Here is a 23,581-nt window from a genome sequence, read left to right as displayed (position 1 = left end):
CGGTATTCGACGCGGGGAGTCCGGCGTGGCCACGACGACGAGAGAGCCGAGCAGCGCGGGCACCGTTCCCTGGCCGGCGGAAGCGGCCGCCAGGTACACGGCCGAGGGCTACTGGGAGGGCCGCTCGCTGGGCGAGCATCTGTACACCGCGGCGGACGCCGCGCCCGAGGCGATCTGCCTGGTCGACGGCGAGCGGCGGCTGAGCTTCCGCGAGTTCACGGAGCGGGCGGACGGGGCGGCCGTCCGGCTGCGGGCGCTCGGCCTGCGCGCCGACGACCGCGTCGTCGTGCAGTTGCCGAACTGCTGGGAGCTCGTCGTGGTGACCGTGGCGTGCTTCCGGCTCGGGGTGATCCCGGTCATGGCCCTGCCCGCGAACCGGCGGCGGGAGATCTCGGCCGTGGCGGCGCTCGCGCAGGCCCGGGCGCTCATCGTCCCCGACGCGCTGAAGGGCTTCGACCATCAGGCGATGGCCTGGGAGGTCGCCGCCGAGACGGCCGCGGTCGAGCACGTTCTGGTGGCCGGCCCGGGCGTCCGGGGCGCGGGCGTCGACCTGCGGGCGCTGTGCGAGCCGGCGGCCGATCCGGCGGCGGCGCGGCGGGAGCTCGACGACCACGCGCCGGAGGGCGCCGCGGTGGCGACGGTCCTGCTGTCCGGCGGGACGACCGGGCTGCCCAAGCTGATCGCCCGCACCCACAACGACTACGCGTACATGATCAAGCGTGCCGCGCGGCTCTGCGGTTTCGGCCCGGACACCGTCCTGCTCGCCGTGCTGCCGCTCGGCCACGGCTTCCCGATGGCCGGCCCCGGTGTGCTGGGCACGCTGCTGAGCGGCGGGCGCGTCGTGCTCGCCCCGTCACCGGCGCCCGAGCGCGCGTTCGCCGCGATCGAACGTGAACGGATCACCGTGACCTCGCTCGTCCCGGCGGCCGTGCAGCGCTGGCTGGAGTACCGGGCGACCGGTCCCGGCGCGGGGACCGACCTCGGCTCGCTGCGGTTGCTGCAGTCGGGCGGCGCCCGCCTCCCCGACCCGGTCGCGCGGGAGGTGGGCCCGGCACTGGGCTGCACGCTCCAGCAGGTGTACGGAATGTCGGAGGGGCTGCTCTGCTTCACCCGTCCGGACGACCCGGAGCACGTCGTCTGCCGGACGCAGGGCCGGCCGATCTGCCCGGACGACGAGCTCCTCATCGTCGACGAGCAGGGCGAGCCGGTGGCCCCGGGACAGCCGGGAACGTTGCTGACCCGCGGGCCCTACACGCCGCGGGGCTACTACCGGGGCGGGGAGCTGAACGGGCACGCGTTCGTGGGCGACGGCTGGTACCGCACCGGCGACATCGTCAGCCTGCGGCCGGACGGCAACCTGATCGTCCAGGGCAGGGACAAGGACGTCATCAACCGGGGCGGCGAGAAGATCGCGGCGGAGGAGGTCGAGGAGTTCGCCTACCAGGTCGACGGCGTGCGGCGGGCCGCCGCCGTGGCCCTGCCGGATCCCGAGCTCGGCGAGCGGGTCTGCCTGTGCGTCGTGGTGCGCCCGGGCACGTCGATCACGCTCGCGGACGTGCGCGCGCTCATGGAACGCGCCGGGGTCGCCCGTTTCAAGCTGCCCGAACGGCTCGTCGTGGTCGACGAGCTGCCGACCACGAACGTCGGGAAGATCGACAAGCGGGCCCTGCGGTCCGCTATCGGTCAGGACCTTGCCACGGACCGAGCGGGACACGCAGGTTGATGGGCGATGAAGAACCATTTCCAGCCCTCCCGGCGCGGATTCATCGCCGGTGCCGCGCTCGGCGCGACCCCGATAGCCGCCCTGCCGACCGCCCTGCCGGCGCAAGCCGCCGGCGGTGCCGCGGGACCGGGAGGCCGCGTCGTGACCCCTGACGACCCTCGCTACCCCGATCTCGTGTGGGGCGCCAACCAGCGCTGGATCGGCGCCCCGGAAGCCGTGCATGTGGCCGGGTCCACCGGGGACGTGGCCAAGATCGTGCGAGCGGCGGTCCGCGCGGGCCGCCGGATCGCGGTGCGGAGCGGCGGCCACTGCTACGAGAACTTCGTCGGTGATCCGGCCGTCCGGGTGGTCCTCGATCTGTCCCGGCTCGACGAGGTGACCTACGACCCGCGCCGCCGCGCCTTCGCGGTCGAGGCCGGCGCCACCCTGGGCGATGTGTACCGGGGCCTCTACAAGGACTGGGGCGTCACCATTCCCGGTGGCTCCTGCCCGACCGTCGGCGTCGGCGGCCACATCGCCGGTGGCGGCTTCGGCCCGCTCTCCAGGTCACTCGGGTTGACCGTGGACCACCTGGCCGCGGTCGAAGTGGTCGTGGTGGACGCGGACGGCGGCGTGCGCACGGTCCTCGCCACCCGGGCGGCATCCGACCCCCATCATGACCTGTGGTGGGCGCACACCGGAGGAGGCGGCGGGAACTTCGGGGTGGTCACCAGGTACTGGTTCCGCTCGCCCGGCGCCACAGGCGACGATGCCGGGTCGTTGTTGCCGAGGCCTCCCTCGGAGGTCCTCGTCAGTACGGTGGCCTGGGGATGGCCGACGGTGAACGAGACGTCGTTCGCCAGGCTCCTGAAGAACTTCGGCACCTTCCACGAGCGCAACAGCTCGCCCGGTTCGCCGTACGCCGCCATGTTCAGCCAGTTCAACCTCACGCACAAGAGCGCCGGCGGTTTCGCCGTCACCACCCAGATCGACGCCCGGACGCCGAACGCCGAACGGCTGCTGGACGACTACCTGGCCGCCGTCAACGAAGGGGTGGGAGTCCCCACCCTCGTGCTGGAGCGCCGCCGCCTGCCGTGGCTGCACGCCGCGACGCAGTGGCCGGGCTTCGCGGCCACCGACACCACCACCCGCTTCAAGGGCAAGTCCGCCTACCTGCGCAAGGGCCTGTCGGACGAGCAGATCGCCGCCTTCCACAAGCATCTGACGCGCGCCGACTATCACAACCCGACGGCGATCGTGATGCTCATGAGCCATGGCGGCAAGGTCAACACCGTGGCGCCCGGAGCGACCGCGGTCGCGCAGCGGGACTCGGTGATCAAGGCGAACTACATCGGCTTCTGGACCGACCAGGCCCGCGACGACGAGCACGTGGCCTGGGTCCGGGACTTCTACCGGGACGTGTACGCGGACACCGGCGGGGTGCCCGTTCCGGGCGACCGTACCGACGGGTGCTTCATCAACTACGCCGACGCCGATCTCGCCGACCCGAAATGGAACGGCTCCCAGGTGGCCTGGCACCGGCTCTACTACAAGGACAACTACCCGAGGCTCCAGCAGGTCAAGGCGCGATGGGATCCGCGGAACGTCTTCCACCACGCGCTGTCCATCCCGTTGCCGAAGTCCTGAGGGACGCCCCGGAAGCCGCCCCTGCGAGCCCGCCCGGGGAGCCCGTCCGGGAGCTCGCCCGGCGGCCGACACGGCTTCGTGGTCGCGTCGTCACCCCCGTGGTAACGTCGGTCGCCGGGCGGCTCTCCTCTGATGGAGATCCGTGTCAGGGACCGGTCACTCACACCGTTCACTCTGCGAGTCGTCCAGAGACGCGACGGTGTCGATCCTCTGCGGATTGGTGATGTGAGTACTTCTGCCGAAGTCGAGGCCTTGATACGCGCGTACGCGCCGGAGGTCCTCGCCTTGCTGATGCGAAACCAGGGCGGTTTCGCCGCGTGTGAGGACGCCGTGCAGGAGGCACTGCTGGCGGCGGCGGTCCAGTGGCCGGAGCAGGGTATGCCGGACAACCCGAAGGGCTGGCTGACCACGGTCGCGTACCGGCGGTGGACCGAGTCGTGGCGCAACGAGACGGCCCGGCGCCGCCGCGAGGAGACCGTCGCCATGCTGGCGCCCGTCGATCCCGAGCCGGTGGCGGTGGACGACACCCTCACCCTGCTGCTGCTCTGCTGCCATCCCTCACTGACCCGGGTCTCCCAGGTCGCGCTGACCCTCCGCGCGGTCGGCGGGCTGACCACGCCCGAGATCGCCCGTGCGTTCCTGGTCCCCGAGTCCACCGTGGCCCAGCGGATCAGTCGGGCGAAGCACCGGATCAAGACCAGCGGCCTGGAGTTCCGGATGCCGTCGCCCACCGAGCTGCCCGGGCGCGTCGCGGCCGTGATGGAGGTCCTCTACCTGATCTTCAACGAGGGTTACACGGCCAGCTCGGGCTCCGCGCTCAACCGTGTCGAGCTCACCGCCGAGGCCATCCGGCTGGCCCGGCAGCTGCACGAACGGCTCCCCGAGGACGGGGAGGTCACCGGGCTGCTCGCGTTGATGCTTCTCACCGACGCCCGCCGCCCGGCCCGGCTCGACCCGGACGGCATGCTCGTCCCGCTCACCGAGCAGGACCGGCGCCGCTGGGACGCCGCGGCCATCCGGGAGGGCATCGACCTGATCAGCCGCACCCTGCCCCATTCGCGGATCGGCCCCTACCAGGTGCAGGCGGCGATCGCCGCCGTCCACTGCGAGGCCGCGCGCGTGGAAGACACCGACTGGCGCCAGATCCTCGGGCTGTACGACGTGCTCACCACCATCGCGCCAGGTCCGATGGTCACCCTCAACCGGATCGTGGCGGTCGCCATGGTCCACGGTCCCGAGACCGGGCTGGCGCAGCTCGCCGTGGCCGAGGCCGATCCGTCGCTCGCCGGTCATCACCGCACGCAGGCCGTCCGGGCGCACCTGCTCGAACTCGCGGGCGACCACCAGGCCGCACGTGTCGCCTACGAGCTGGCCGCCGGCAGGACGCTCAGCATCCCGGAGCAGCGCTACCTCCACTCGCGCGCCGCCCGGCTAGCCGAGCCGGCCGCCCATCACGGCAGGCGTCGCTCACGGACTCCAGGCTGAGCCATCTTCGGCTGAGCCGGGCCTACTCACTGGCCAGGCTGAGCGCACCGGACGGGCACAGATGCGCGGCGGTGCGTGCGCCGTCCTCGGCGGCAGGCTTGGCCGAAGACTCCCGTAGCAGCACCCGCCCGTCGTCGTCGCTCTGTTCGAAGAGCTCCGGGGCCGACAACACGCACTGCCCGGCACCAATGCACAGTTCGCGATCGATGACGATCCGCATGAGGTTCCCCTTCCGCGCGGGAGCGGGCCCGTTCACCAGGTGACCGGCAGCGCGTCGACGCCGTAGATGTTGGAATCCCTCTTGAACGGCAGCCGGTCCAGTTCGGTGGCGAGCCGCAGGCCGGGTATGCGGGTGAAGAGCGTACGGAACACGATCTCCAGTTCGGCGCGTGCGAGGTTCTGGCCGATGCACTGGTGGATGCCGTAGCCGAACGCCAGGTGATGCCGGGCACCACGGCGGGAATCCATCGTGGCCGCGTCGGGGAAGACGGTGTCGTCCCAATTGGCCGAGGCGAACGAGAGCAGCAGGCCGCTGTCGGCCGGGATGGTCACGCCACCGACCTCGATGTCGGCCGTGGTCACCCGGGGAAGCGCGTCGACGACGCTGAAGTAGCGCAGCAGCTCCTCGACCGCGCGACCGGCGGCGGCCGGGTCGGCGGTGATCTCCGGCAGCCGGTCCGGCTCCTGGAGCAGCGCGGCCGCCCCGAGAGCGATCATGTTGACCGTGGTCTCGAACCCGGCGATGAGGAGCAGCATCGTCACCCCCACCATCAGGTCATGGTCGTAGATGCGCGTCTCGCGGTTGCGCAGGACCAGCCGGCCGAGCAGGTCGTCGGTGGGGTCGGCCTCCTTCGCGGAGACCAGGCGGTCGACGTAGGCGCGCATCTCACCGCCGGTCCGCTGGCGTTCCTCGGGCGTGACGTTGCGCCGCAGCATCGCGGTGGCCGTCCGCTCGATCAACTCCCGGTCCTCGTACGGCATGCCGAGCAACTGGGTGAGGGTCCTGGCCGGCACCGGTTCGGCGAGCGCGGTCACCAGGTCGACCGGCTTGGGCCCGGCGAGGATCTCATCGACGCAGTCGTCCACCGTGTGCTGGATGTGCGGGCGCAGCTCCTGGGCCCGGCGCAGGGTGAACTCGGGGATCAGCATCCGGCGCCGGGGACCGTGCTCCGGCTGGTCGAGCCCGATGAGCGAGCGGCCGGACGCCGCGATCCGGCGCCGGGTCTCGGCGGTGACCTCCTCGGTCATCGGCATGGCGGCGTGGAAGCGGTCGGCGCTGACCCGCGGGTCGACCAGCAGCCGGCGGACGTCCTCGTAGCGGGTGACCAGCCACGCGATCTGTCCGGTCGGCACGCGGACCCGGACGGCCGGCTGTTCGGCGCGCAGCGCGGCGTACTCGGCGGGCGGATCGAAGGGGCAGGTGCGCTGCATGGGGAACTCGGGCGGCTCGGCGGCGGCCGCCCCGGGCTGCGCGGTGCGATCCGCGCTCCGCGTCGTGTTCTGGCTCATGCTGCCAGAATGTCCGCGCGACGCCGCAGGCACGTCTCTTCGATTGCTCACTCTGAACGCCGCGCAGATCTTCCTGATCGAGTCATGGCGTCCGGGATTTGACAAGGCTTCCGCTGACCGGGATCGGACACCGGTTTCAGTGCCGAATTCGTATCGCTTATGTGGAACGTCGCGGGATGCTTTATCAAGGGACGTTCTGCGGGGGGAACTGTCAAATGTTCTGATGGTCCCGCGTGATACTTCCGTCCCTGCGGATTCTCACGAGGGGATGCCATGAACAGAGAACTGCAGGATTACGAACAGCTGGCCGTCCACGTCCTCAGCTCGCTCGGGGTCGTCGGCGGCCCCGAAACGATCGAGTTCGCGGCGCCCGAACCGGACGAGACCTGGGACCTCGGCCCCGGTACCGCCTGGGTGTACTACGGCGAGGGCAACACCGGCCTCGTCCGCCCTGTGCTGGTGGCGGACGGCTACAACGCGGGCCCCAGCGACCTGGACCTCTCGTACGCCCATCTGGAGCACCAGGGCTTCCAGCTCATCAGCGAGCTGCGGAGCCGCGGCCGTGACCTGATCATCGTCGGCTTCGACGAGCGGTCCGCCTCCCTGCTGCGCAACGCCGAGGCGGTGTCGGCGGCCGTCCGCAGGGCGATCAGCTCGCGCACCGGGAACGCCCCGCTGGTGGCCGGGGGGTTCAGCATGGGCGGCCTGATCATGCGTTATGCCCTCGCCGAGATGGAGCACGAGGGCCTCGACCACGAGACCGGCATCTACTTCTCCTACGACGCCCCGCACACCGGCGCGTGGCTGCCCATCAGCCTCCAGGCGTTCGCGCACTGGATCAGGCGGCTCGCCCCCGGCTTCTCCAACCAGGTCAACAGCCCGGCGTCACGGCAGCTGCTGATCCGCCACATCGGCTCCGTCCACGCGAAACCGCGCCAGGACCCCCTGCGCGTGGACTTCCTCGCCAAGCTGGACCGGGTGGGCGGCTGGCCGCAACGGCCGCACCGGATCGGTGTCGCCAACGGAAGCGGCAACGGCACGGGCAACGGCGTCCCGCCGGGCGAGCTGGCCGTACGGTCGAGGGGCCCGATCGGGAAGGTGCGCCTGTACACGCAGGACTCGGGCAAGAACGCCCTGGTGGCCTCGTTCAAGGGCCTGCTCACGCCGAGGGAGATGGTCAGGACCCGCGGGCTGCTGGAGTTCGACGGGGCGCCCGGCGGCACGCTCAGCTCCTTCGAGATCCTGGCGGGCGTGCTCCAGTATCTGGGAGAGGTGGAGACCTTCCATTCGACGATCTGTTTCTCGCCCTCGGTGAGCGCGGTCGCCATCAGGGACCTCGTACATCATGAGGACCTTTACGCCGACATCAGCAAACTCGATCCGGCCGATAGCGGGCTGCACGAATTCAAGTGCGCCTCACGAAACGAGCGGCACACCGAGATAGACACGGAACTGTGCGCATGGCTCCTGGAGCGCCTCGACTGAGGGTCAGCGGTCGAAGATCTGCGACTTGAGGCGGTCGCGGGTCTCGTCGAGGAGGGCCTGGACGGCGGCGAGGTCGTCGTCGTCCAGGTGCGCCTTCTTGGCGGTCTTGCGGACGTCCTCGACGAACCTGCGCAGCAGACGTTCCAGCTTGAGGCGGGCGACGTCGTCCTTGGAGCCGGTCGCGGTCTTCCAGGCGTCGTCCCAGTTCTGGCGCCATTCCTCCGCCCAGGCCTGCTTCTGCTCGCGCCAGTGGTCCATCTGCCGGCGCCACTCCTCGCGCTGGCGGTCGGTGGTCTCCTTCCAGGCGTCCTTGGACGTGGCGCGGGAGTGGTCGCGCATGTCGCGGGCGGCCTGGGTGAGCTCTTCCCGCAGCGATCGCACGGTCTGGCGTACATCCTGCTGGACCTCGCGGGCGAACTCCTGGGCGGAGGCGGAGATCTCCTCCTCCAGATCGGCCAGCTCGTCCATCCGGCGTTCGAGCTCCGCGCGGCCCTTGTCGGTCAGCGAGTAGACCTTCTTGCCCTTGATGAGCTCGTGGCTGACCAGGCCCTCGGACTCCAGCCGCGCCAGGCGCGGATAGATGGTGCCGGGGGAGGGCGAGTAGACCCCGAGGAACCGGTCCTGGAGCAGCCGGATGACCTCGTAGCCGTGCCGCGGGCTCTCCTCCAGCAGCTTGAGCAGGTAGAGGCGGAGGCGGCCATGGCCGAAGACGGGGCTCAACTCAGTTCTCCATTCCGGGTGTGTCGATCTCGGGGTCGTCCCCGTCACCGGGGCGGCTCAGCAGCGTGACCCCGCCCGAGACCGTGGTCACCGACAGCCTGCCGGAGCCGTCCCCGATCGTGCCGCCGAGGCTCTTGCCGACGGTCCGGTCCTGCCGGTCGAGTCCGGGGAACGAGGTGTCGAGCCGGCCGGCCGCCGAGTTGAGCTGGACCTCGGCCGAGATCGAGTCGGGGACCCGCAGCGTGACCTCGCCGGAGACGGTGTTGACCTCGACCCGGCTCGCGCCCGCCAGCTCGACGTCGGCGGCGATCCGGCCGCTGACCGTACGGGCCGCCAGCCGGTCGATCGAGCCGCCGGCGAGGGCCAGGTCGCCGGAGACGGAGGTGAACGCGACCTTGCCGTCCACGCCCTGCGCCTCCATCGCGCCCGACACGGTGTTGGCGTCGATGTCGCCGACGACCCCGTCGAGCGTGACGTCGCCGGTGGCGCTCTTGATCGAGGCCCGGGCGGTCAGCCCGGCGATCACCGCGTCGGCGGAGACCAGGGTGATGGTGACGGGGCACTCCCGGGGAACAGTGACGGTGATGTCGGCCCGCACCTTCTGGCGTTGCAGCCAGCTCAGCATGCCCTCCAGCATCCGCTCGTGGCTGACGCTGAGCATGCCCGCCTCATGCGTGACCACCAGCGGCGGTCCGTCGATCGCGGCGACCTGGAGGGAGGGCCGGTCGTCGGAGGCCAGCACCGAGATGCTCCCCGCGATCAGGGTCGCCTTCAGCGCGACCACGCCGTCGAAGTCGAGGGTGGCCGGTTCTTCGATCGTCCAACGCGACATCGCGTCTTGCCTTTCGTCCGGAGGCCACCTACCAGTAAACACGATATGTCGCGACCGTGAAAGTCACGGCATGACGCGTTCCGGCCTCACTCGTCGTCCTCGTCGTCCAGCCGGGCCAGCCAGGTCGCCAGGCGCTCGACCGGCGTCTCGAACTCCGGGTTGAGGTCGACGAACTCGCGCAGCCGGTCGGCCAGCCACACCAGGCTGACCTCCTCCTGGCCACGCCGCTCGACCAGCTCCTCGATCCCCCGATCGGTGAAGTACACGTGGTGATCCTCTCATCAAGCATGAAGGGTCCCGGGCGACCGCCCGGGACCCTTATGTGACTTTCACTGCGACGAGCCCAGCCCGCACGCGAACGCGCTAACGGGTCGGGAAGCGAGCCGAAGGCGAAGCTTCCCGAGAGATCGCGAAGCGATGTCGCGTTCGCCGCTTTTGCGGTTCGGGGTCCGAGCCGCCAGGCGAGGACCCCGAGGCCGCGAAAGCAATTAAAAGAGGCGGCCCAGCAGGGCTTCTTGCTCGGCTTGGTGCATCTTGCCTGAGCCGACTGCGGGGGAGGACGAGGCGGGGCGGGAGACCCGCTTGAGCACACGTCCTTCCAGGTGCGGCTGGAGCTTGAGCGCGAGGAACGGCCACGCGCCCATGTTGGCCGGCTCGTCCTGCACGTAGACGATCTCGGCGTCGGCCGGGTACTTGGCCAGCTCGGCCTTGATCTCGTCGATCGGCGGCGGGTAGAGCCGCTCCAGCCGGACCACCGCGGTGTCGGTGGCGCCGGCGGCCTGGCGGGCGTTCACCACGTCGTAGTAGACCTTGCCGGTGGTGAGCAGCACCCGCCTGACGCCGCCCGGCTCGATCGCCGGGTCGCTCTCCGGGATGACCGGGAGGAACGCGCCGCCGGTGATCTGCTCGACCGACGAGGTCGCCGCCTTGAGCCGCAGCAGCGACTTGGGCGTGAAGACGATCAGCGGCTTGCGGCGGTCGGACAGCACCTGCCAGCGCAGCAGGTGGAAGTAGTTGGCCGGCGTCGTCGGGTAGACCACGGTCATGTTGTCCTGGGCACAGAGCTGCAGGTAGCGCTCGATGCGGGCGGACGAGTGGTCGGGACCCTGGCCCTCGTAGCCGTGCGGCAGGAGGAGGACGACGCCCGAGCGCTGGCCCCACTTCTGCTCTCCGGACGAGATGTACTCGTCGACGATCGACTGGGCGCCGTTGGCGAAGTCGCCGAACTGGGCCTCCCACGCCACCAGCGCGTCCGGCCGGGTCATCGCGTAGCCGTACTCGAAGCCCATCGCCGCGTACTCGCTGAGCAGCGAGTCGTGCGCGTAGAACTTGGAGATGCCCTTGCCGAACTGGCGGAGCGGGGTGTACTCCTCGCCCGTCTTGCGGTCGACGAGCACCGCGTGCCGCTGGCCGAACGTGCCGCGCCGGGTGTCCTGGCCGACGAGGCGGACGGGGTGGCCGTCGATGAGCAGCGAGCCCATCGCCAGCAGCTCGCCGGTCGCCCAGTCGATCGCGTCGTCCTCGATGGACTGCACGCGGCGCTGCAGGATTGGCTGGAGCCGCGGGTGCACGGTGAAGCCCTCGGGCAGGCTGACCTGCGTCTCGATGATCCGCTTGACGACCTCCCGCGGGATCGCCGTCCCGGCCGAGCCGTGGTCGATCGGGATGCGCTCCTCGACGTCGGGCTTGACGACCGAGCCCGGCGCGGGCGGCTGCTTGACCGCCTCACGGGTCTCGGTGAAGGCCCGTTCGAGCTGCTCCTGGTAGTCGCGGAGCGCGGCCTCGGCCTCCTCGACCGTGATGTCGCCACGGCCGATCAGCGCCTCGGTGTAGAGCTTGCGCACCGACCGCTTGGCGTCGATCAGGTCGTACATCAGCGGCTGGGTGAACGAGGGGTTCTCGCCCTCGTTGTGGCCCCGGCGCCGGTAGCAGACCATGTCGATGACGACGTCCTTCTTGAACGTCTGGCGGTACTCGAACGCCAGGCGGGCGACCCGGGCGCAGGCCTCGGGGTCGTCGCCGTTCACGTGGAAGATCGGCGCCTGGATCATCCGGGCCACGTCGGTGGCGTAGACGCTGGAGCGCGAGTACTCCGGCGCGGTGGTGAAGCCCACCTGGTTGTTGATGATCACGTGCACGGTGCCGCCGGTGCGGTAGCCGCGCAGCTGCGACAGGTTGAGGGTCTCGGCCACCACGCCCTGCCCGGCGAACGCGGCGTCGCCGTGGATCAGGACCGGCAGCACGGTGAAGCCCGCCTCGCCGACGTCCAGGATGTCCTGCTTGGCGCGGACGACGCCCTCCAGCACCGGGTCGACCGTCTCCAGGTGGGAGGGGTTGGCGACCAGCTCGGTGCGGATCTTGGAGCCGTCGTCGGCGACGAAGTCGCCCTCGGCGCCCAGGTGGTACTTCACGTCGCCGGAGCCCTGCGCGCTGCGCGGGTCGAGGTTGCCCTCGAACTCACCGAAGATCTGCGCGTAGGACTTGCCGACGATGTTGGCCAGCACGTTGAGGCGGCCGCGGTGCGCCATGCCGATGACGACCTCGTCGAGGTTCGCCTTGGCGGCGGCGGAGATCACCGAGTCGAGCAGCGGGATGACCGACTCGCCGCCCTCCAGCGAGAACCGCTTCTGGCCGACGAACTTGGTCTGCAGGAACGTCTCGAACGCCTCGGCGCTGTTGAGCCGGCGTAGCACGTGCAGCTGCTCGTCGCGCGAGGGGGAGACGTGCGGGACCTCGACGCGCTCCTGGATCCAGGCGCGCTCCTCGGGGTCCTGGATGTGCATGTACTCGATGCCGACCGTGCGGCAGTAGGCCATGCGCAGCACGCCGAGGATGTCGCGCAGCTTCATGGTCGGCTCGCCGCCGAACCCGCCGGTCGCGAACTCGCGCTCCAGGTCCCACAGGGTGAGGCCGTGCTTGAGGATGTCGAGGTCGGGGTGGCGGCGCTGCTTGTACTCCAGCGGGTCGGTGTCGGCCATCAGGTGGCCGCGGACCCGGTAGGCGTGGATCAGCTCGTGCACGCGGGCGACCTTGGCGACGTCGTCCTCGTGGCTGGCGGAGATGTCCTTGACCCAGCGCACCGGCTCGTACGGGATGCGCAGCGCCTCGAAGATCTCGTCGTAGAAGCCGTCCTCGCCCAGCAGCAGCTGGTGGATGCGGCGCAGGAAGTCGCCGGACTGCGCGCCCTGGATGATCCGGTGGTCGTAGGTGGAGGTCAGCGTCATGACCTTGCTGATCCCCATGCGCGCCAGGGCCTCGTCGGAGGCGCCGGCGAACTCGGCCGGGTACTCCATGGCGCCCACACCGATGATCGTTCCCTGGCCCGGCATCAGGCGCGGCACCGAGTGCACGGTGCCGATCGTGCCGGGGTTGGTCAGGCTGATCGTGGTGCCCTGGAAGTCCTCCAGGGTGAGCTTGTTGTTGCGCGCCTTGCGGACGATCTCCTCGTAGGCGGCCCAGAACTGGCGGAAGTCGAGGGTGTCGGCGCCCTTGATGCTCGGCACCACGAGCTGGCGCTGGCCGTCGTCCTTGCGCAGGTCGATCGCCAGGCCGAAGTTGACGTGCTCGGGCCTGATCAGCACCGGCTTGCCGTCGACCTCGGTGAACGCGGCGTTCATCTCCGGCATCGCGGCGAGCGCCTTGACGATGGCGTAGCCGATCAGGTGCGTGAACGACACCTTGCCGCCGCGGCCGCGCTTGAGATGGTTGTTGATCACGATGCGGTTGTCGATCAACAGCTTGGCCGGCACGGCCCGCACGCTCGTCGCGGTCGGCACCGCGAGGCTGGCCTCCATGTTGGTGGCCGTCCGGGCGGCCACGCCGCGCAGCCGTACCTCCTCGGCGCCCGCGGGCACGGGGGGCGGGGCGGGCTTGCTCGCGGCCGGCTTGGCCTCGGCCTTCGCGGGGGCCGTGGCCGGGGCCTTCGCCGGTGCGGCGGGTTTGGCGGGAGCCTGTGTCGGCGGTGCTGTCGGCGGGGCGGCTGCCGTGCCGTTCGCGGCCCTCTGGGCCTGGCCGTCGGTGGCCGGGGTCATTCCCGGGGACGCGGCCGGCCGGCTGTCCGGCTGGTAGTCCGCGAAGAAGTTCCACCAGGCTTCGTCAACGGAGCCGGGGTCTTCGAGGTACTTCTGGTACAGCTCGTCGACCAGCCACTCGTTGGCGCCGAAATCTGTGTTCTTGGGGTCGGCACTTGTATGCGACGACTCTGTCGACACGGCGGAGATCGCCCTCTTCCGCAGCTCGCAGGTGAGTTCTGAGACGAGTCAAGGCTACTCGCACTTCCGTGTCGCAGATGCAAGCGACGTGCCTTCCACCGCCTGACACACCCCAATCCGGCCGATCTTGCCCAAGCCAGGCAGCCGGTTTCGTCAAGATCGGCCGGTGTGGAGAAGGCGCCGTGGACGAGAGGGTGTCAGCCGCTCAGCAGGCCGCCGAGACCGCCCTTGCCGCCCTCGCCGATCACGGGCGGGCCCTCGCTCGCCTGGACGAGCACGAAGCCCTGGCCCTGGTAGGCCAGCTGCATGGCCTCGCCGCTGCCCCGGCCGATCAGCGCGCCCGCCTTGAACGTCTTGTTGACGCCGACCTGGAGGCTGGTGCTCCAGGCGATCGCGGACTGGCCGTCGGCGAACGTCGGGGCGCGGCCGCAGTCCAGCATCACGGGCGTGCCGTGGGCGGTGAGCGCCACCCAGCCGGTCCCGGTCAGCGTGGTGTTGAACAACCCGCCCGCCGCGACGCCCGCGCCCTGCACCCGCTGGATGTCGGACTGCAGCTGGGGGTCGTAGGCGAGGATGTTGGTCCCGTTGACGGTGATCCCGTCGTTCTCCAGGTAGAACAGGTGGATGTCGTCGGCGTTGTTGGCCACGAACAGCAGGCCCTGCCCGCGCACCCGCATGAGCGGCACGCCCTCGCCGGTGACGGCCTTCTTGAGGAACTTGCCCATTCCTCCCGCGCCCTCGTAGTCGAACTCCATCTGGCCCTGGAACGCGACCATGGAGCCCTGCCGGGCGAGGACCTCGCCGTTCAGGTGCACCCGGAGCATCTTGGAGTTCTGCAGGGTGAAGTGGCCGGGGACCTGCCCCTGCTCCAGATTGCCGAAGAACTGGCTGCGCAGCATCGGAGGGCCTTTCTCGTTTCTCAGTGAGAATGTTCGTGGTGAGGAAGAGCTCGCCAGCATAGTGGCGGGCCAACTAATGGACGACCGGGGCAATCCAGACGGTTCCCTCCGGCGAATGACCCGTGTGACGCGCACTGATCAGGTGATCGGCGGACGCTACCGCGTGCTGGCCGAGCTCGGCCGGGGCGGGATGGGGGTCGTCTGGCGGGCCGAGGACACCTTCCTCGGCCGCCAGGTGGCGGTCAAGGAGGTGCTGAGCCCCTCCGGCGACGCCGCCCGGCGGGCGATGCGGGAGGCCCGGTCGGCCGCCCGGCTGTCGCATCCCTCGGTCGTCAAGGTCTTCGACGTGGTCGAGGAGGACGGCCGGCCCTGGGTGGTGATGGAGTACGTCGAGGCCCGGTCGCTGCACGAAGTGATCAAGCAGGACGGCCCGCTGCCGCCGGAGCGTGCGGCCCGGGTCGGCCGCCAGCTCCTCTCGGCGCTGGACGCCGCGCACCGGGCCGGCATCCTGCACCGTGACGTCAAACCGGGGAACGTCCTGCTGGCCAAGGGCGACCGCGCGGTCCTCACCGACTTCGGCATCGCGCTCATGGAGGGCGACGCCACCCTGACCCGGGCCGGCGGCCTGCTCGGCTCGCCGGCCTACATCGCGCCCGAGCGCTTCCTGGGGGAACGTGCCGTGCCCGCCTCCGACCTTTGGGCACTGGGCGCCACCCTCTACGCGGCCACATCCGGACGGCCGCCCTTCCACCGCGACGACCCGGCTGCCGTTCTCGGCGCCGTCCTGAACGAGGAACCGCCCATCCCGCCCCAGGCCCAGGCGCTGCGGCCCGTCCTTGAAGGCCTGCTCCGCAAGGACCCCCGTGAGCGCATGCGGGCTGGGGTGGCTGAGGCGGTCCTCGTGGCGATCCTTGAGGATCGCCCACCCCGGCTGCCGCCGGTGGCCCATCCCCAGGCCACCGGCGGCGGCACGGAGACCACAACGGCCATCGCGGACGGCCCGGTCGCCGGGCCGATCGCCGGACCGGTCGCCGGGCCGGTCGCCGCCACGACGGCGTTGTCGGTGGTGCCGGAGCGGGACGGGGAGCTCTCCTGGCGGCTGGGCGGGGTCTTGGCGTACGCGGGGATGGCGCTGTTGCTGCTCGGGTCGTTGTTCGTCCTGCTCAGCTCGCGGTGAGCGCGGCGCGGCCGTGGGGCTCGGTCCAGTCGACCAGCGGGCCCTTGGCGACGACGCCGGACGGGTTGACGTTGGTCTGGGTCACGTAATAGTGGCGCTTGATCTGGTCGAAGTCGGTGGTGTCGCGGAAGGCGGGCTGCTCGTAGAGGTCCCGCGCGTACGCCCAGAGGTTGGGATAGTCGACCAGTCGGCGCAGGTTGCACTTGAAGTGGCCGTGGTAGACGGCGTCGAAGCGGGCCAGCGTGGGGTAGAGGCGGATGTCGGCCTCGGTCACCCGGTCGCCGAACAGGTAACGGTGGACGCTGAGGCGTTCCTCCAGCCGGTCCAGCGTCGCGAAGAGGGCGTCCACGGCCTCCTCGTACGCGCCCTGCTCGGTGGCGAAGCCCGCGCGGTAGACGCCGTTGTTGACCGTGGTGTAGATCAGCTCGTTCAGCTCGTTGATGTCGGCCCGCAGCTGCACCGGATAGAGGTCGGGCGCGCCCGTGGGGTGGTAGTCGGTGAACTGCGTCTCGAACATGGTCGTGATGGCCGGGAAGTCGTTGGTGACCAGCCGCCCGGTCACCGTGTCCCAGAGGCACGGGACGGTGTAGCGGCCCTCGTACGAGGCGTCCGTCGCCAGGTAGAGCTCGGAGAGGAAGGCCGCGCCGGTGACCGGGTCGCGGTCGGGGAAGCGCCAGCCCCGCTCGTCCCGGATGGGGTCCACGACGCCGAGGCCGATCACCTCGTCGAGCCCCAGCAGCGCCCGCACGATCAGTGTCCGGTGCGCCCACGGGCAGGCGTAGGAGACGAAGAGCCGGTAGCGGCCGGATTCGGCCGGATACCCGCTGGAACCGTCGGCCGTGATCATGTCGGTGAACCGGTTGGGCTGCCGTACGAACCGGCCGCCGGCCATCTCCCGGGTGAGCATCCGTATTCCTCCTCGCGTGGGCCGGTCCGTCGTGCGTCGCTACGATGACCCGTGGAATCCAGCCCGTCCCTGGACCCTGTCCCCAGAACCGCAGGGGCCGAATCCGAGCGGCGTTCGGTCGTCGTGGTACTAAGTAACCCCCTGGTTATTCACCGGGGGTGGCAGTCGGTGCGATGTGAGGAGACAGGATGTCGGAACTGCGCTACGACGGGCGGGTCGCGGTCGTCACCGGAGCGGGGCACGGCCTCGGCCGGCAGCACGCGCTGGAGCTGGCCGCGCGCGGCGCCAAGGTCGTCGTCAACGACCTCGGCGGTGACCGCACCGGCGCCGGCGCCTCCGCCGGCCCCGCCCAGCAGGTCGTCGAGGAGATCAAGAAGAACGGCGGCGAGGCCGTCGCCAACCCCGACAACGTCGCCACGCCGGAGGGCGCCCAGGCGATCATCCAGACCGCGCTCGACACGTTCGGCAAGGTCGACATCGTCGTCAACAACGCGGGCATCCTGCGCGACAAGTCGTTCAAGAACATGAGCGTCGAGGAGTTCGACTCGGTCATCGCCGTCCACCTGCGCGGCTCGTTCCTGGTGTCGTCCGCCGCGTGGGCCACGCTGCGCGAGCAGGGCTACGGCCGCATCGTCAACACCTCGTCCCCGGCGGGCCTGTTCGGCAACTTCGGCCAGGCCAACTACGCCACCGCCAAGATGGGGCTGGTCGGCTTCACCAAGACGCTCGCCCACGAGGGCGCCAAGTACAACATCAAGGCCAACGCGATCGCCCCGGTCGCCTGGACCCGCATGACCGAGGACCTGCTGCCGGCCGACTTCGCCGACAAGCTGGGCGTCGACCAGGTCACCCCGCTGGTCGCCTTCCTCGCGCACGAGAGCAACGCCGACTCCGGCGAGGTCTACACCGTCGGCGGCGGCCGGATCGCCAAGATCTTCGTCGCGGAGGGGCCGGGCTACGGCCAGAAGGAGACGCTCACGGTCGAGGCCGTGCGCGACAACTGGGCCGCGATCAACGCCGACTCCCCGCTCACCGTCTTCAAGAACGTGGGCGAGCAGATGGGCCCGCTGATCCAGCAGCTGACCTCCTGACACATGGGTGACCTACGGCTCGACCGGCGGGACGGGGTGCTCACCATCACCCTGTCCCGCCCGGAGCGGCTCAACGCCGTCACCGCGGCGGTCACCGAGGAGATGCTCGACGTCCTCAACGAGCTGATGCGCGACCCCGGCACCCGGGTCGTGGTGCTCACCGGCGAGGGGCGCGGCTTCTGCTCCGGCATGGACCTGCAGGGCGGCGAACCGGGCGGCGGCGACGAGGGCCGCGTCCAGCGGATCTACCGCGGCATCGCGCGCGGCGGCGAGGTGACGGCGCGGCTCCGGGAGATCCCGCAGCCGGTCATCGCGGCGCTCCACGGCCCGGTCGCGGGCATGGGCGTCTCGTGGGCGCTGGCCTGCGACCTGCGGGTGGCCGACCCCACCACCCGCTTCGTCGTGCCGTTCGTCGACCTCGGGCTGTCGGCGGGCGACTGCGGCCTCTCGTGGCTGCTGCCGCGCCTCGTCGGCCCCGCCAAGGCCGCCGAGATCTTCTACCGGGCCCAGCGCCTGGACGCGGCGAAGGCGAACGAGCTCGGCCTGATCACCGAACTCGCCGCCGAGGGCAAGGACCTCGAAGGCGCCCATACGCTCGCCGGCGAACTCCTCACCAAGTCCCCGTACGGCCTCCGCCGCACCAAGGAGCTTCTCAACCTGTCGCTGGACGCGCCCGGCCTCCGCCAGCAGCTCGCGGTCGAGACCGGCATCCAGACCATGGCCTTCTTCACCGAGGACCTCGTCGAAGGAATGACGGCCACCATGGAGAAACGGCCGCCCACGTTCAAGAACCGCTGACGGGAGCCGCCGTGGACCGTGAGATCGCCCTGGAGGGCTGCGTCAACTTCCGGGACCTCGGCGGCTACACCGCCGAGGGCGGGCACATCCGATGGCGCACGCTGTTCCGCAGCGACGCGCTGCACGAGCTGACCCCGGCCGACGTGACGGCCGTCCGCTCGCTCAACGTCACCACGGTGATCGACCTGCGCTCCGACTACGAACGGGCCCGTGACGGCGGCCCGCACCCCCTGAGCGGCGCCGTTGACCTCATCCGCGCACCGATCATCAACGAGAACAACGCGCACGTCATGGGCGACACCTCCCTGACGCTCGCGCAGCGCTACGCCCGCATCATGGAGACCACCGGAACCGCCCTGGCCGACGCGGTCACCGCCATCGCCGAGGCGCCAGGAGCGGCCGTCTTCCACTGCGCCGCGGGCAAAGACCGCACAGGCATGGTGAGCGCCGCGGTCCTGGGCACCCTCGGCGTAGCGGACGAGGACGTGGTCGCCGACTACGCCATGACGGGCCGCAACCTCACCGGCATCAGAGAACGCCTGGCGCGCCACGCCGCGTACCGCGAGACCTACGCCTACGTCCCGCGCGACGCCATGACCGCAGACACCGCCACCATGGCCGACCTCATCGCCGACCTCCGTGCCCGCCACGGCACGATGAAATCCCTACTCCTGTCGCAAGGCGTCCCCGACACCATCATCAAGCGCCTACGAACGTCCCTGGTCGCCCCAGTACCAGTCGCCTGACACCAGCCGCGCAAGTCGGGCGGGGCGTTAGTCGGCCAGGGCGGTGGCCAGGGCCTCGACGTAGCGGAGGGCGGCCACCTGAGCCAGTGCGGGGTGCGCGCCGATGGGGGCGGCGTGCTCCGCGCCGGCCGCCGCCGAGACGGCGGCGAGCCGTTCGGCGGTGGTCTCGGGACCGATCAGGTAGGGCGCCACCGCCAGCCTGGCGGCACCGGACGCGCGCAGCTGCGCGGCGGCGGCCGCGATCGCGGCCTCGTCGCCGAGCGAGGCGGTGAAGACCGGCGCGGCCAGCCGGGACGCCAGCAGCACGCTGGTGACCTCGGCCTGGCGGACCGCCTCCTGGTCGCCCGGCGTGACCACGATGACGCCGCTGGCGGCGGTCACCATCGTCATCATCCGCACCCGGTCGGCGCGGGCCAGCCCGGCCTCGGCGAGCCGGTCGTGCAGCGCCTCGGCTATCAGCGGGTGCGGGCCGAGCGGATCGGCCGCCACCGCCCGGGCATCGGCCACGATCTTGCGGACCGCGGCGTCCACCTCGGGGTCGGGGCCGGTCGTCAGCGGCACGACGACGGCGGCGGGTTGGTCGGGCCGCTCCTGGCGTAGGCCGGCGAGGACCGCGCCGAGGTGCCGCTCGGTGCCTTCGAGGTGGCCGACCAGCGCGGGCTGGCCGGTCTGCTCGATCTCGACGAGCCGCGCGAGCTCGGTCGCGACGGCGGCACCGGGAGCGGTGGCAGGGCCGGGAGCTGCGAGGATGAGGGCGGGGGAGCCGGGGGGCAGCAGATAGGATTCAGCGCCGCGATGCCGCCCACCCCGCGGGGTCCGGCGGCGCCGCGACGGAAGTGCCTCGGATGCCTGGCTTTCGGGACTCACGGCCGGAATGTTAACGCTCCTGGGCGTCCCTGTCGGTCCCGAGCCGTCTTCACCGCTGCTAGAGATCTTCGATCTCCCTCCGAGATCGGCGGATGATCAAGAACGCCGAGTATGGCGCACCCCGCGCGTCCGCGGCAGGGGGAGTGGGTGATTTGTTGCCACCGATGGCGACCTGCATGATCACTATGGGCCACTTGTTTCGGTCTGTCCCTATTCGAGGCAGGGCAAATGGCGACCAGGCGTGGGAAATCCGGGCGAGGGGGGTTGCGATGACATTCGGGGCGGCCTTTATGATCGAGAGCCCTGGTCCCGCGGGTGCCTGGGGCCGGGTGCCAGGACACCAGTCCGAACGTTCGAGGTTCATTTGACATCCCCCCGTGCACGGTCGATCCGCGCCGAGATCGCCGTTCTCCTGCTGGTGCCGCTGCTCTCCCTGATCGCGCTGTGGGGGTACGCGGCGAGCGTCACCGTCGGCGACGCGCTGGCCCAGCGCCGCTACCACACGCTGGACCGCGAGTTCGCGCCGAGCGGCCAGGGAGTGCTGATCGAGCTCGGCAAGGAACGCCTCGCCTCGGCCATCTTCCTCAGCACGACGGCGTCCGCCGTCCCCGCCGAGCTGCGCGCGCAGCGCGCCAAGGTCGACGCGGCGGTGGCGTTCTTCCGCGCGAAGGCGACCGGCGACGTGGCGCGCGGCGCGACCAACGCCGCCATGGAGGAGCGGGTCGCGGACGTGCTCGCCGAGCTGGACGCGCTGCGCGCCTCGCGGGCGGCCGTGGACGACCGTTCGGTGGACCGGCTGGAGTCCGTCAAGGGCTACAACCGCATGGTCGACGCCATGCACCGGCTGTACGACGCGCTCGTCGTCATCGACGACTCGTCCCTCTACAACTGGACGCTCTCGACGCGCGCGGCCGGGCGTGCACTGGAGCTGATCCAGCGTGAGAACGCGCTCGTGGCCGGGGCCTTCGTCACCAAGGGCCGGATGACCTCCGCCGAGCACCGGATGTTCGTGGAGATGGTCGGCGAGCAGCGCCAGCAGTGGGTCAAGCAGCGCTCCCTGCTCGACCCGGCCATCTACGACACCGGCACGGCCCAGGTCTTCGCCTCGCGGCAGTACCAGGTCTTCAAGTCGATGGAGGACCGCATCGCCGACCGTGCGCGCAGCGCGCTGCCGGTGTCGGCGGCCGAGTGGCAGGGGACGGCGCAGCCGCTCGTCCTCAACATCAACAAGATGGTGCTCGGCAACTCCAAGCGCGCCGGTGAGCACGCGGACGACCTCGGCCGCGACGCCTACGTCCGGGTGGGCGTCGTCGGCGGCGTCGGCCTGCTCGCGGTCCTCGTGTCGATCCTGCTGTCGCTGAGGTTCGGGCGCGGCCTCATCCGCGAGCTGGTCGGCCTGCGCCGGTCCGCCCAGGAGATGGCCGAGCAGCGTCTGCCCGGCGTCGTCGAGCGGCTGCGCCGCAACGAGAGCGTGGACGTGGCCGCCGAGGTCCCGCCGCTGCACGGCCGGGGCAAGATCGACGAGGTCGTCAAGGTCTCCGAGGCGTTCGCGTCGGTGCAGCGCACCGCCGTCGACGCCGCCGTGGGCCAGGCGGAGCTGCGCCGCGGCGTCGCCCGGATCTTCCTCAACATCGCGCGCCGCAACCAGTCGCTGCTGCACCGCCAGCTCACGATGCTGGACACGCTGGAGAGCCGGGCCGAGGCCGACGACCTCGACGACCTGTTCCGGCTCGACCACCTGACCACGCGCATGCGGCGGCACGCCGAGAGCCTCATCATCCTGTCCGGCGCGACCCCGGGCCGCGGCTGGCGGCAGCCGCAGCCGATCGTGGACGTGCTGCGCGGCGCCGTCGCGGAGATCGAGGAGTACACCCGCGCGAAGGTGATGACCGAGTCCGAGGACGGTCTCGTCGGCACCGCCGTGACCGACGTCGTGCACCTGCTCGCCGAGCTGGTGGAGAACGCGGTCGCCTTCTCGCCGCCCAACACCGACGTGCGCGTGTTCGCCGAACGGGTGGGCAGCGGCTTCGTCGTGGAGATCGAGGACCGCGGGCTCGGCCTCCGGCCCGAACTGCTCGCGAGCATCAACGCACGGCTCGCCGAGCCGCCGGAGTTCGACCTCGTCGACACCGACCAGCTGGGCCTGTTCGTGGTCGCCCGGCTGGCCGCCCGCCACAACATCAAGGTCTCGCTGAACCCGTCCCCGTACGGCGGCACCACGGCGATCGTCCTCCTGCCGCACGAACTCGTCGTGCCCGCCGAGCACATGGCCGCCGCCATGGCGTCCGCGCCGGAGCCCGCGCCGGAGCCCGCGCCTGAGCAGACTCCGCCTCCGCCTCCGCCCGCACCTGTGAGATCAGTCGGGAATCCTTGGTTCGACGACGCGTCGGAGCTGCCGCAACATTCCCCGAGTTCGGCCCCGGGGGACGTGGAAACACCTGCGAACGGTGGGGCTTCGAGTACGCATGCGGGACTGCCCCGGCGCGTTCGGCAGGAGAACCTCGCTCCGCAGTTGCGCGAGGAGCGTCCCGCGGCGCCCGAGCTCGCGGCCGGCCCGGTCGCGCGGTCGCCCGAGGAGGCGCGCTCACTGATGGCTTCGATGCAGCAAGGGTGGCGACGCGGCCGCGCGTCGGACCTCGACGGAGAGGACGAGCGATGACGCACAACACGGTGACCGGAGAGCTGAACTGGTTGCTCAACGACTTCGCCGCCCGCGTGCCCGACGTCCGGCAGTCGGTGATCCTTTCTCGCGACGGGCTGGCCGTCGCGGCCTCCAAGGAACTGGCGCGCGAGGACGCCGAGCATCTGTCGGCGCTGGCGGCGGGGGTGCAGAGTCTCGCGCGCGGTGCGGGGCGGCATTTCAACGGCGGGAACGTGCGGCAGACCATCATCGAGATGGACGCGGTGCTGCTGTTCGTGACGGCGGCCGGTGATGGTACGTGCCTGGCCGTCCTCGCCTCGGCGGGCGCGGACGCCGGGCTCGTCGCGTACGAGATGGCGGTGCTGGTCAAGCGCGTGGGGAGGCACCTCCAGGCGAGCCCGAGGTCCGCACCGTGACGGACCGGTGGCTCGACCGGGAGGCGGGGCCGCTCGTCCGCCCGTACGCCATGACGCAGGGGCGGACGCGGCCGAGCGGCGCGTCGTTCGATCTGATCGCGGTGGTCGCGGCCACCGGCGAGCCGGCGGGCGACCGGCTGCGCTACAGCCCCGAGCACCAGGCGATCCTGCGCCGGTGCGGCACGCCGGTGTCGGTGGTCGACCTGGCCTCGGACACCGGGCTGCCGCTCGGCGTCGTGCGGGTGGTGCTCGGTGACCTGCGCGACGAGGGCCTGATCCAGGTGGTCGCGACCATCGACCGGTCGAGCGAACGGTCGAATCTGGGCGTGCTGCGGGAGGTGCTCGATGGCCTGCGCGCCCTCTGAGCCGGTGACCAGGGAGACCGCTGCGCCTGAATTGTCGGAACTTGAGGTTGAGATGTGACGAAGGCCCTATGATCGGCGCATAT

General features: G+C 70.9%; 20 protein-coding genes. 11 read left to right on the top strand and 9 right to left on the bottom strand.

Features of this window, described 5'->3' with window-relative positions; translation table 11 throughout:
* Positions 1-25 precede the first annotated feature (25 nt).
* The 3 genes from ABD333_RS19355 (at position 26) to ABD333_RS19345 (ending at position 4,834) form a co-directional block, all read left to right on the top strand.
* Positions 26-1,723, top strand: a complete 1,698-nt coding sequence (locus ABD333_RS19355) for a (2,3-dihydroxybenzoyl)adenylate synthase (RefSeq protein ID WP_344542767.1) — start codon at positions 26-28, stop codon at positions 1,721-1,723.
* 6 nt (positions 1,724-1,729) lie between these two features.
* On the top strand, positions 1,730-3,349 hold the full coding sequence (locus ABD333_RS19350) for an FAD-binding oxidoreductase (protein WP_344542766.1): 1,620 nt from the start codon (positions 1,730-1,732) through the stop codon (positions 3,347-3,349).
* 225 nt (positions 3,350-3,574) lie between these two features.
* Positions 3,575-4,834: an RNA polymerase sigma factor gene (locus ABD333_RS19345; RefSeq protein ID WP_344542764.1), complete on the top strand. Its 1,260-nt coding sequence runs from the start codon at positions 3,575-3,577 to the stop codon at positions 4,832-4,834.
* A 22-nt stretch (positions 4,835-4,856) separates the two neighbouring features.
* Here ABD333_RS19345 and ABD333_RS19340 read toward each other — a convergent pair whose 3' ends face one another.
* Both ABD333_RS19340 and ABD333_RS19335 read right to left on the bottom strand, forming a co-directional pair.
* Entirely contained in the window at positions 4,857-5,054 is a 198-nt protein-coding gene (locus ABD333_RS19340; RefSeq protein ID WP_344542762.1) for a ferredoxin, read from the bottom strand.
* Between the two features lie 32 nt (positions 5,055-5,086).
* Entirely contained in the window at positions 5,087-6,343 is a 1,257-nt protein-coding gene (locus ABD333_RS19335) for a cytochrome P450 (protein WP_344542760.1), read from the bottom strand.
* 273 nt (positions 6,344-6,616) lie between these two features.
* Here ABD333_RS19335 and ABD333_RS19330 point away from each other — a divergent pair, with 273 nt between their 5' ends.
* Positions 6,617-7,828, top strand: a complete 1,212-nt coding sequence (locus ABD333_RS19330; protein WP_344542758.1) for an esterase/lipase family protein — start codon at positions 6,617-6,619, stop codon at positions 7,826-7,828.
* A gap of 3 nt (positions 7,829-7,831) precedes the next feature.
* On the opposite strand, the gene ABD333_RS19325 is transcribed toward ABD333_RS19330, so the two are convergent.
* The 5 genes from ABD333_RS19325 to ABD333_RS19305 all read right to left on the bottom strand — a co-directional run bounded on the left by ABD333_RS19325 (position 7,832) and on the right by ABD333_RS19305 (position 14,487).
* On the bottom strand, positions 7,832-8,548 hold the full coding sequence (locus ABD333_RS19325) for a PadR family transcriptional regulator (RefSeq protein WP_344542756.1): 717 nt from the start codon (positions 8,546-8,548) through the stop codon (positions 7,832-7,834).
* A 1-nt stretch (position 8,549) separates the two neighbouring features.
* Entirely contained in the window at positions 8,550-9,380 is an 831-nt protein-coding gene (locus tag ABD333_RS19320; protein WP_344542754.1) for a DUF4097 family beta strand repeat-containing protein, read from the bottom strand.
* A gap of 86 nt (positions 9,381-9,466) precedes the next feature.
* The gene (locus tag ABD333_RS19315; protein ID WP_151566124.1) at positions 9,467-9,646 is read right to left on the bottom strand and encodes a DUF6104 family protein; all 180 of its coding nucleotides are present in this window, start codon (positions 9,644-9,646) and stop codon (positions 9,467-9,469) included.
* A gap of 222 nt (positions 9,647-9,868) precedes the next feature.
* Positions 9,869-13,591, bottom strand: a complete 3,723-nt coding sequence (locus tag ABD333_RS19310; RefSeq protein WP_344542750.1) for a multifunctional oxoglutarate decarboxylase/oxoglutarate dehydrogenase thiamine pyrophosphate-binding subunit/dihydrolipoyllysine-residue succinyltransferase subunit — start codon at positions 13,589-13,591, stop codon at positions 9,869-9,871.
* Positions 13,592-13,788: 197 nt separating this feature from the next.
* Complete coding sequence (locus tag ABD333_RS19305) at positions 13,789-14,487, bottom strand: AIM24 family protein (protein WP_344543728.1); 699 nt, start codon at positions 14,485-14,487, stop codon at positions 13,789-13,791.
* A 118-nt stretch (positions 14,488-14,605) separates the two neighbouring features.
* On the opposite strand from ABD333_RS19305, the gene ABD333_RS19300 reads away from it, so the two are divergent.
* Positions 14,606-15,667, top strand: coding sequence for a serine/threonine-protein kinase (locus ABD333_RS19300; protein ID WP_344542748.1), 1,062 nt, complete (start codon positions 14,606-14,608; stop codon positions 15,665-15,667).
* Here ABD333_RS19300 and ABD333_RS19295 read toward each other — a convergent pair.
* On the bottom strand, positions 15,654-16,574 hold the full coding sequence (locus tag ABD333_RS19295) for a glutathione S-transferase family protein (protein WP_344542746.1): 921 nt from the start codon (positions 16,572-16,574) through the stop codon (positions 15,654-15,656). The two genes, ABD333_RS19300 and ABD333_RS19295, sit on opposite strands and share 14 nt — an antisense overlap.
* Positions 16,575-16,762: 188 nt before the next feature.
* Here ABD333_RS19295 and ABD333_RS19290 point away from each other — a divergent pair, with 188 nt between their 5' ends.
* Genes ABD333_RS19290 through ABD333_RS19280 form a run of 3 tightly spaced genes read left to right on the top strand, consistent with a single transcriptional unit; the run spans position 16,763 to position 19,209 of the window.
* Positions 16,763-17,665 carry an SDR family oxidoreductase gene (locus ABD333_RS19290; protein ID WP_344542744.1) on the top strand — a complete coding sequence of 301 codons (903 nt, stop codon included), beginning with the start codon at positions 16,763-16,765 and terminating at the stop codon, positions 17,663-17,665.
* Positions 17,666-17,668: 3 nt separating this feature from the next.
* Entirely contained in the window at positions 17,669-18,463 is a 795-nt protein-coding gene (locus tag ABD333_RS19285; protein WP_344542742.1) for an enoyl-CoA hydratase/isomerase family protein, read from the top strand.
* A gap of 11 nt (positions 18,464-18,474) precedes the next feature.
* Positions 18,475-19,209 (top strand): tyrosine-protein phosphatase, encoded by a 735-nt coding sequence (locus tag ABD333_RS19280; protein ID WP_344542741.1) that lies wholly within the window; start codon positions 18,475-18,477, stop codon positions 19,207-19,209.
* 27 nt (positions 19,210-19,236) lie between these two features.
* Here the strand turns inward: ABD333_RS19280 and ABD333_RS19275 are convergent, their stop codons facing one another.
* Entirely contained in the window at positions 19,237-20,076 is an 840-nt protein-coding gene (locus tag ABD333_RS19275; RefSeq protein WP_344542740.1) for a sirohydrochlorin chelatase, read from the bottom strand.
* A gap of 364 nt (positions 20,077-20,440) precedes the next feature.
* Here ABD333_RS19275 and ABD333_RS19270 point away from each other — a divergent pair, with 364 nt between their 5' ends.
* From ABD333_RS19270 to ABD333_RS19260, 3 genes are read left to right on the top strand one after another with little or no spacing between them, the layout of a single operon-like run.
* On the top strand, positions 20,441-22,735 hold the full coding sequence (locus ABD333_RS19270; RefSeq protein ID WP_344542739.1) for a sensor histidine kinase: 2,295 nt from the start codon (positions 20,441-20,443) through the stop codon (positions 22,733-22,735).
* A complete protein-coding gene (locus ABD333_RS19265; protein WP_344542737.1) occupies positions 22,732-23,133 on the top strand; it encodes a roadblock/LC7 domain-containing protein in 402 nt (133 codons plus the stop codon). The genes ABD333_RS19270 and ABD333_RS19265 overlap by 4 nt, the downstream gene beginning before the upstream one ends.
* Positions 23,130-23,498, top strand: a complete 369-nt coding sequence (locus ABD333_RS19260) for a DUF742 domain-containing protein (RefSeq protein WP_344542735.1) — start codon at positions 23,130-23,132, stop codon at positions 23,496-23,498. Before ABD333_RS19265 ends, ABD333_RS19260 begins: the two co-directional genes overlap by 4 nt.
* Positions 23,499-23,581 lie beyond the last annotated feature (83 nt).

Origin of the sequence: Actinomadura fulvescens (assembly GCF_039533225.1) — a bacterium.
GTDB classification, from domain to species: Bacteria; Actinomycetota; Actinomycetes; order Streptosporangiales; family Streptosporangiaceae; genus Spirillospora; species Spirillospora fulvescens.
This window is presented reverse-complemented; position numbering and strand designations above follow the sequence as displayed.

Coding starts and splice junctions, on each gene's coding strand:
- ABD333_RS19350 (WP_344542766.1), top strand. CDS start 1,730: ATGAAGAACCATTTCCAGCCCTCCCGGCGCGGATTCATCGCCGGTGCC.
- ABD333_RS19340 (WP_344542762.1), bottom strand. CDS start 5,054: ATGCGGATCGTCATCGATCGCGAACTGTGCATTGGTGCCGGGCAGTGC.
- ABD333_RS19335 (WP_344542760.1), bottom strand. CDS start 6,343: ATGAGCCAGAACACGACGCGGAGCGCGGATCGCACCGCGCAGCCCGGG.
- ABD333_RS19330 (WP_344542758.1), top strand. CDS start 6,617: ATGAACAGAGAACTGCAGGATTACGAACAGCTGGCCGTCCACGTCCTC.
- ABD333_RS19320 (WP_344542754.1), bottom strand. CDS start 9,380: ATGTCGCGTTGGACGATCGAAGAACCGGCCACCCTCGACTTCGACGGC.
- ABD333_RS19300 (WP_344542748.1), top strand. CDS start 14,606: ATGACCCGTGTGACGCGCACTGATCAGGTGATCGGCGGACGCTACCGC.
- ABD333_RS19295 (WP_344542746.1), bottom strand. CDS start 16,574: ATGCTCACCCGGGAGATGGCCGGCGGCCGGTTCGTACGGCAGCCCAAC.
- ABD333_RS19290 (WP_344542744.1), top strand. CDS start 16,763: ATGTCGGAACTGCGCTACGACGGGCGGGTCGCGGTCGTCACCGGAGCG.
- ABD333_RS19285 (WP_344542742.1), top strand. CDS start 17,669: ATGGGTGACCTACGGCTCGACCGGCGGGACGGGGTGCTCACCATCACC.
- ABD333_RS19265 (WP_344542737.1), top strand. CDS start 22,732: ATGACGCACAACACGGTGACCGGAGAGCTGAACTGGTTGCTCAACGAC.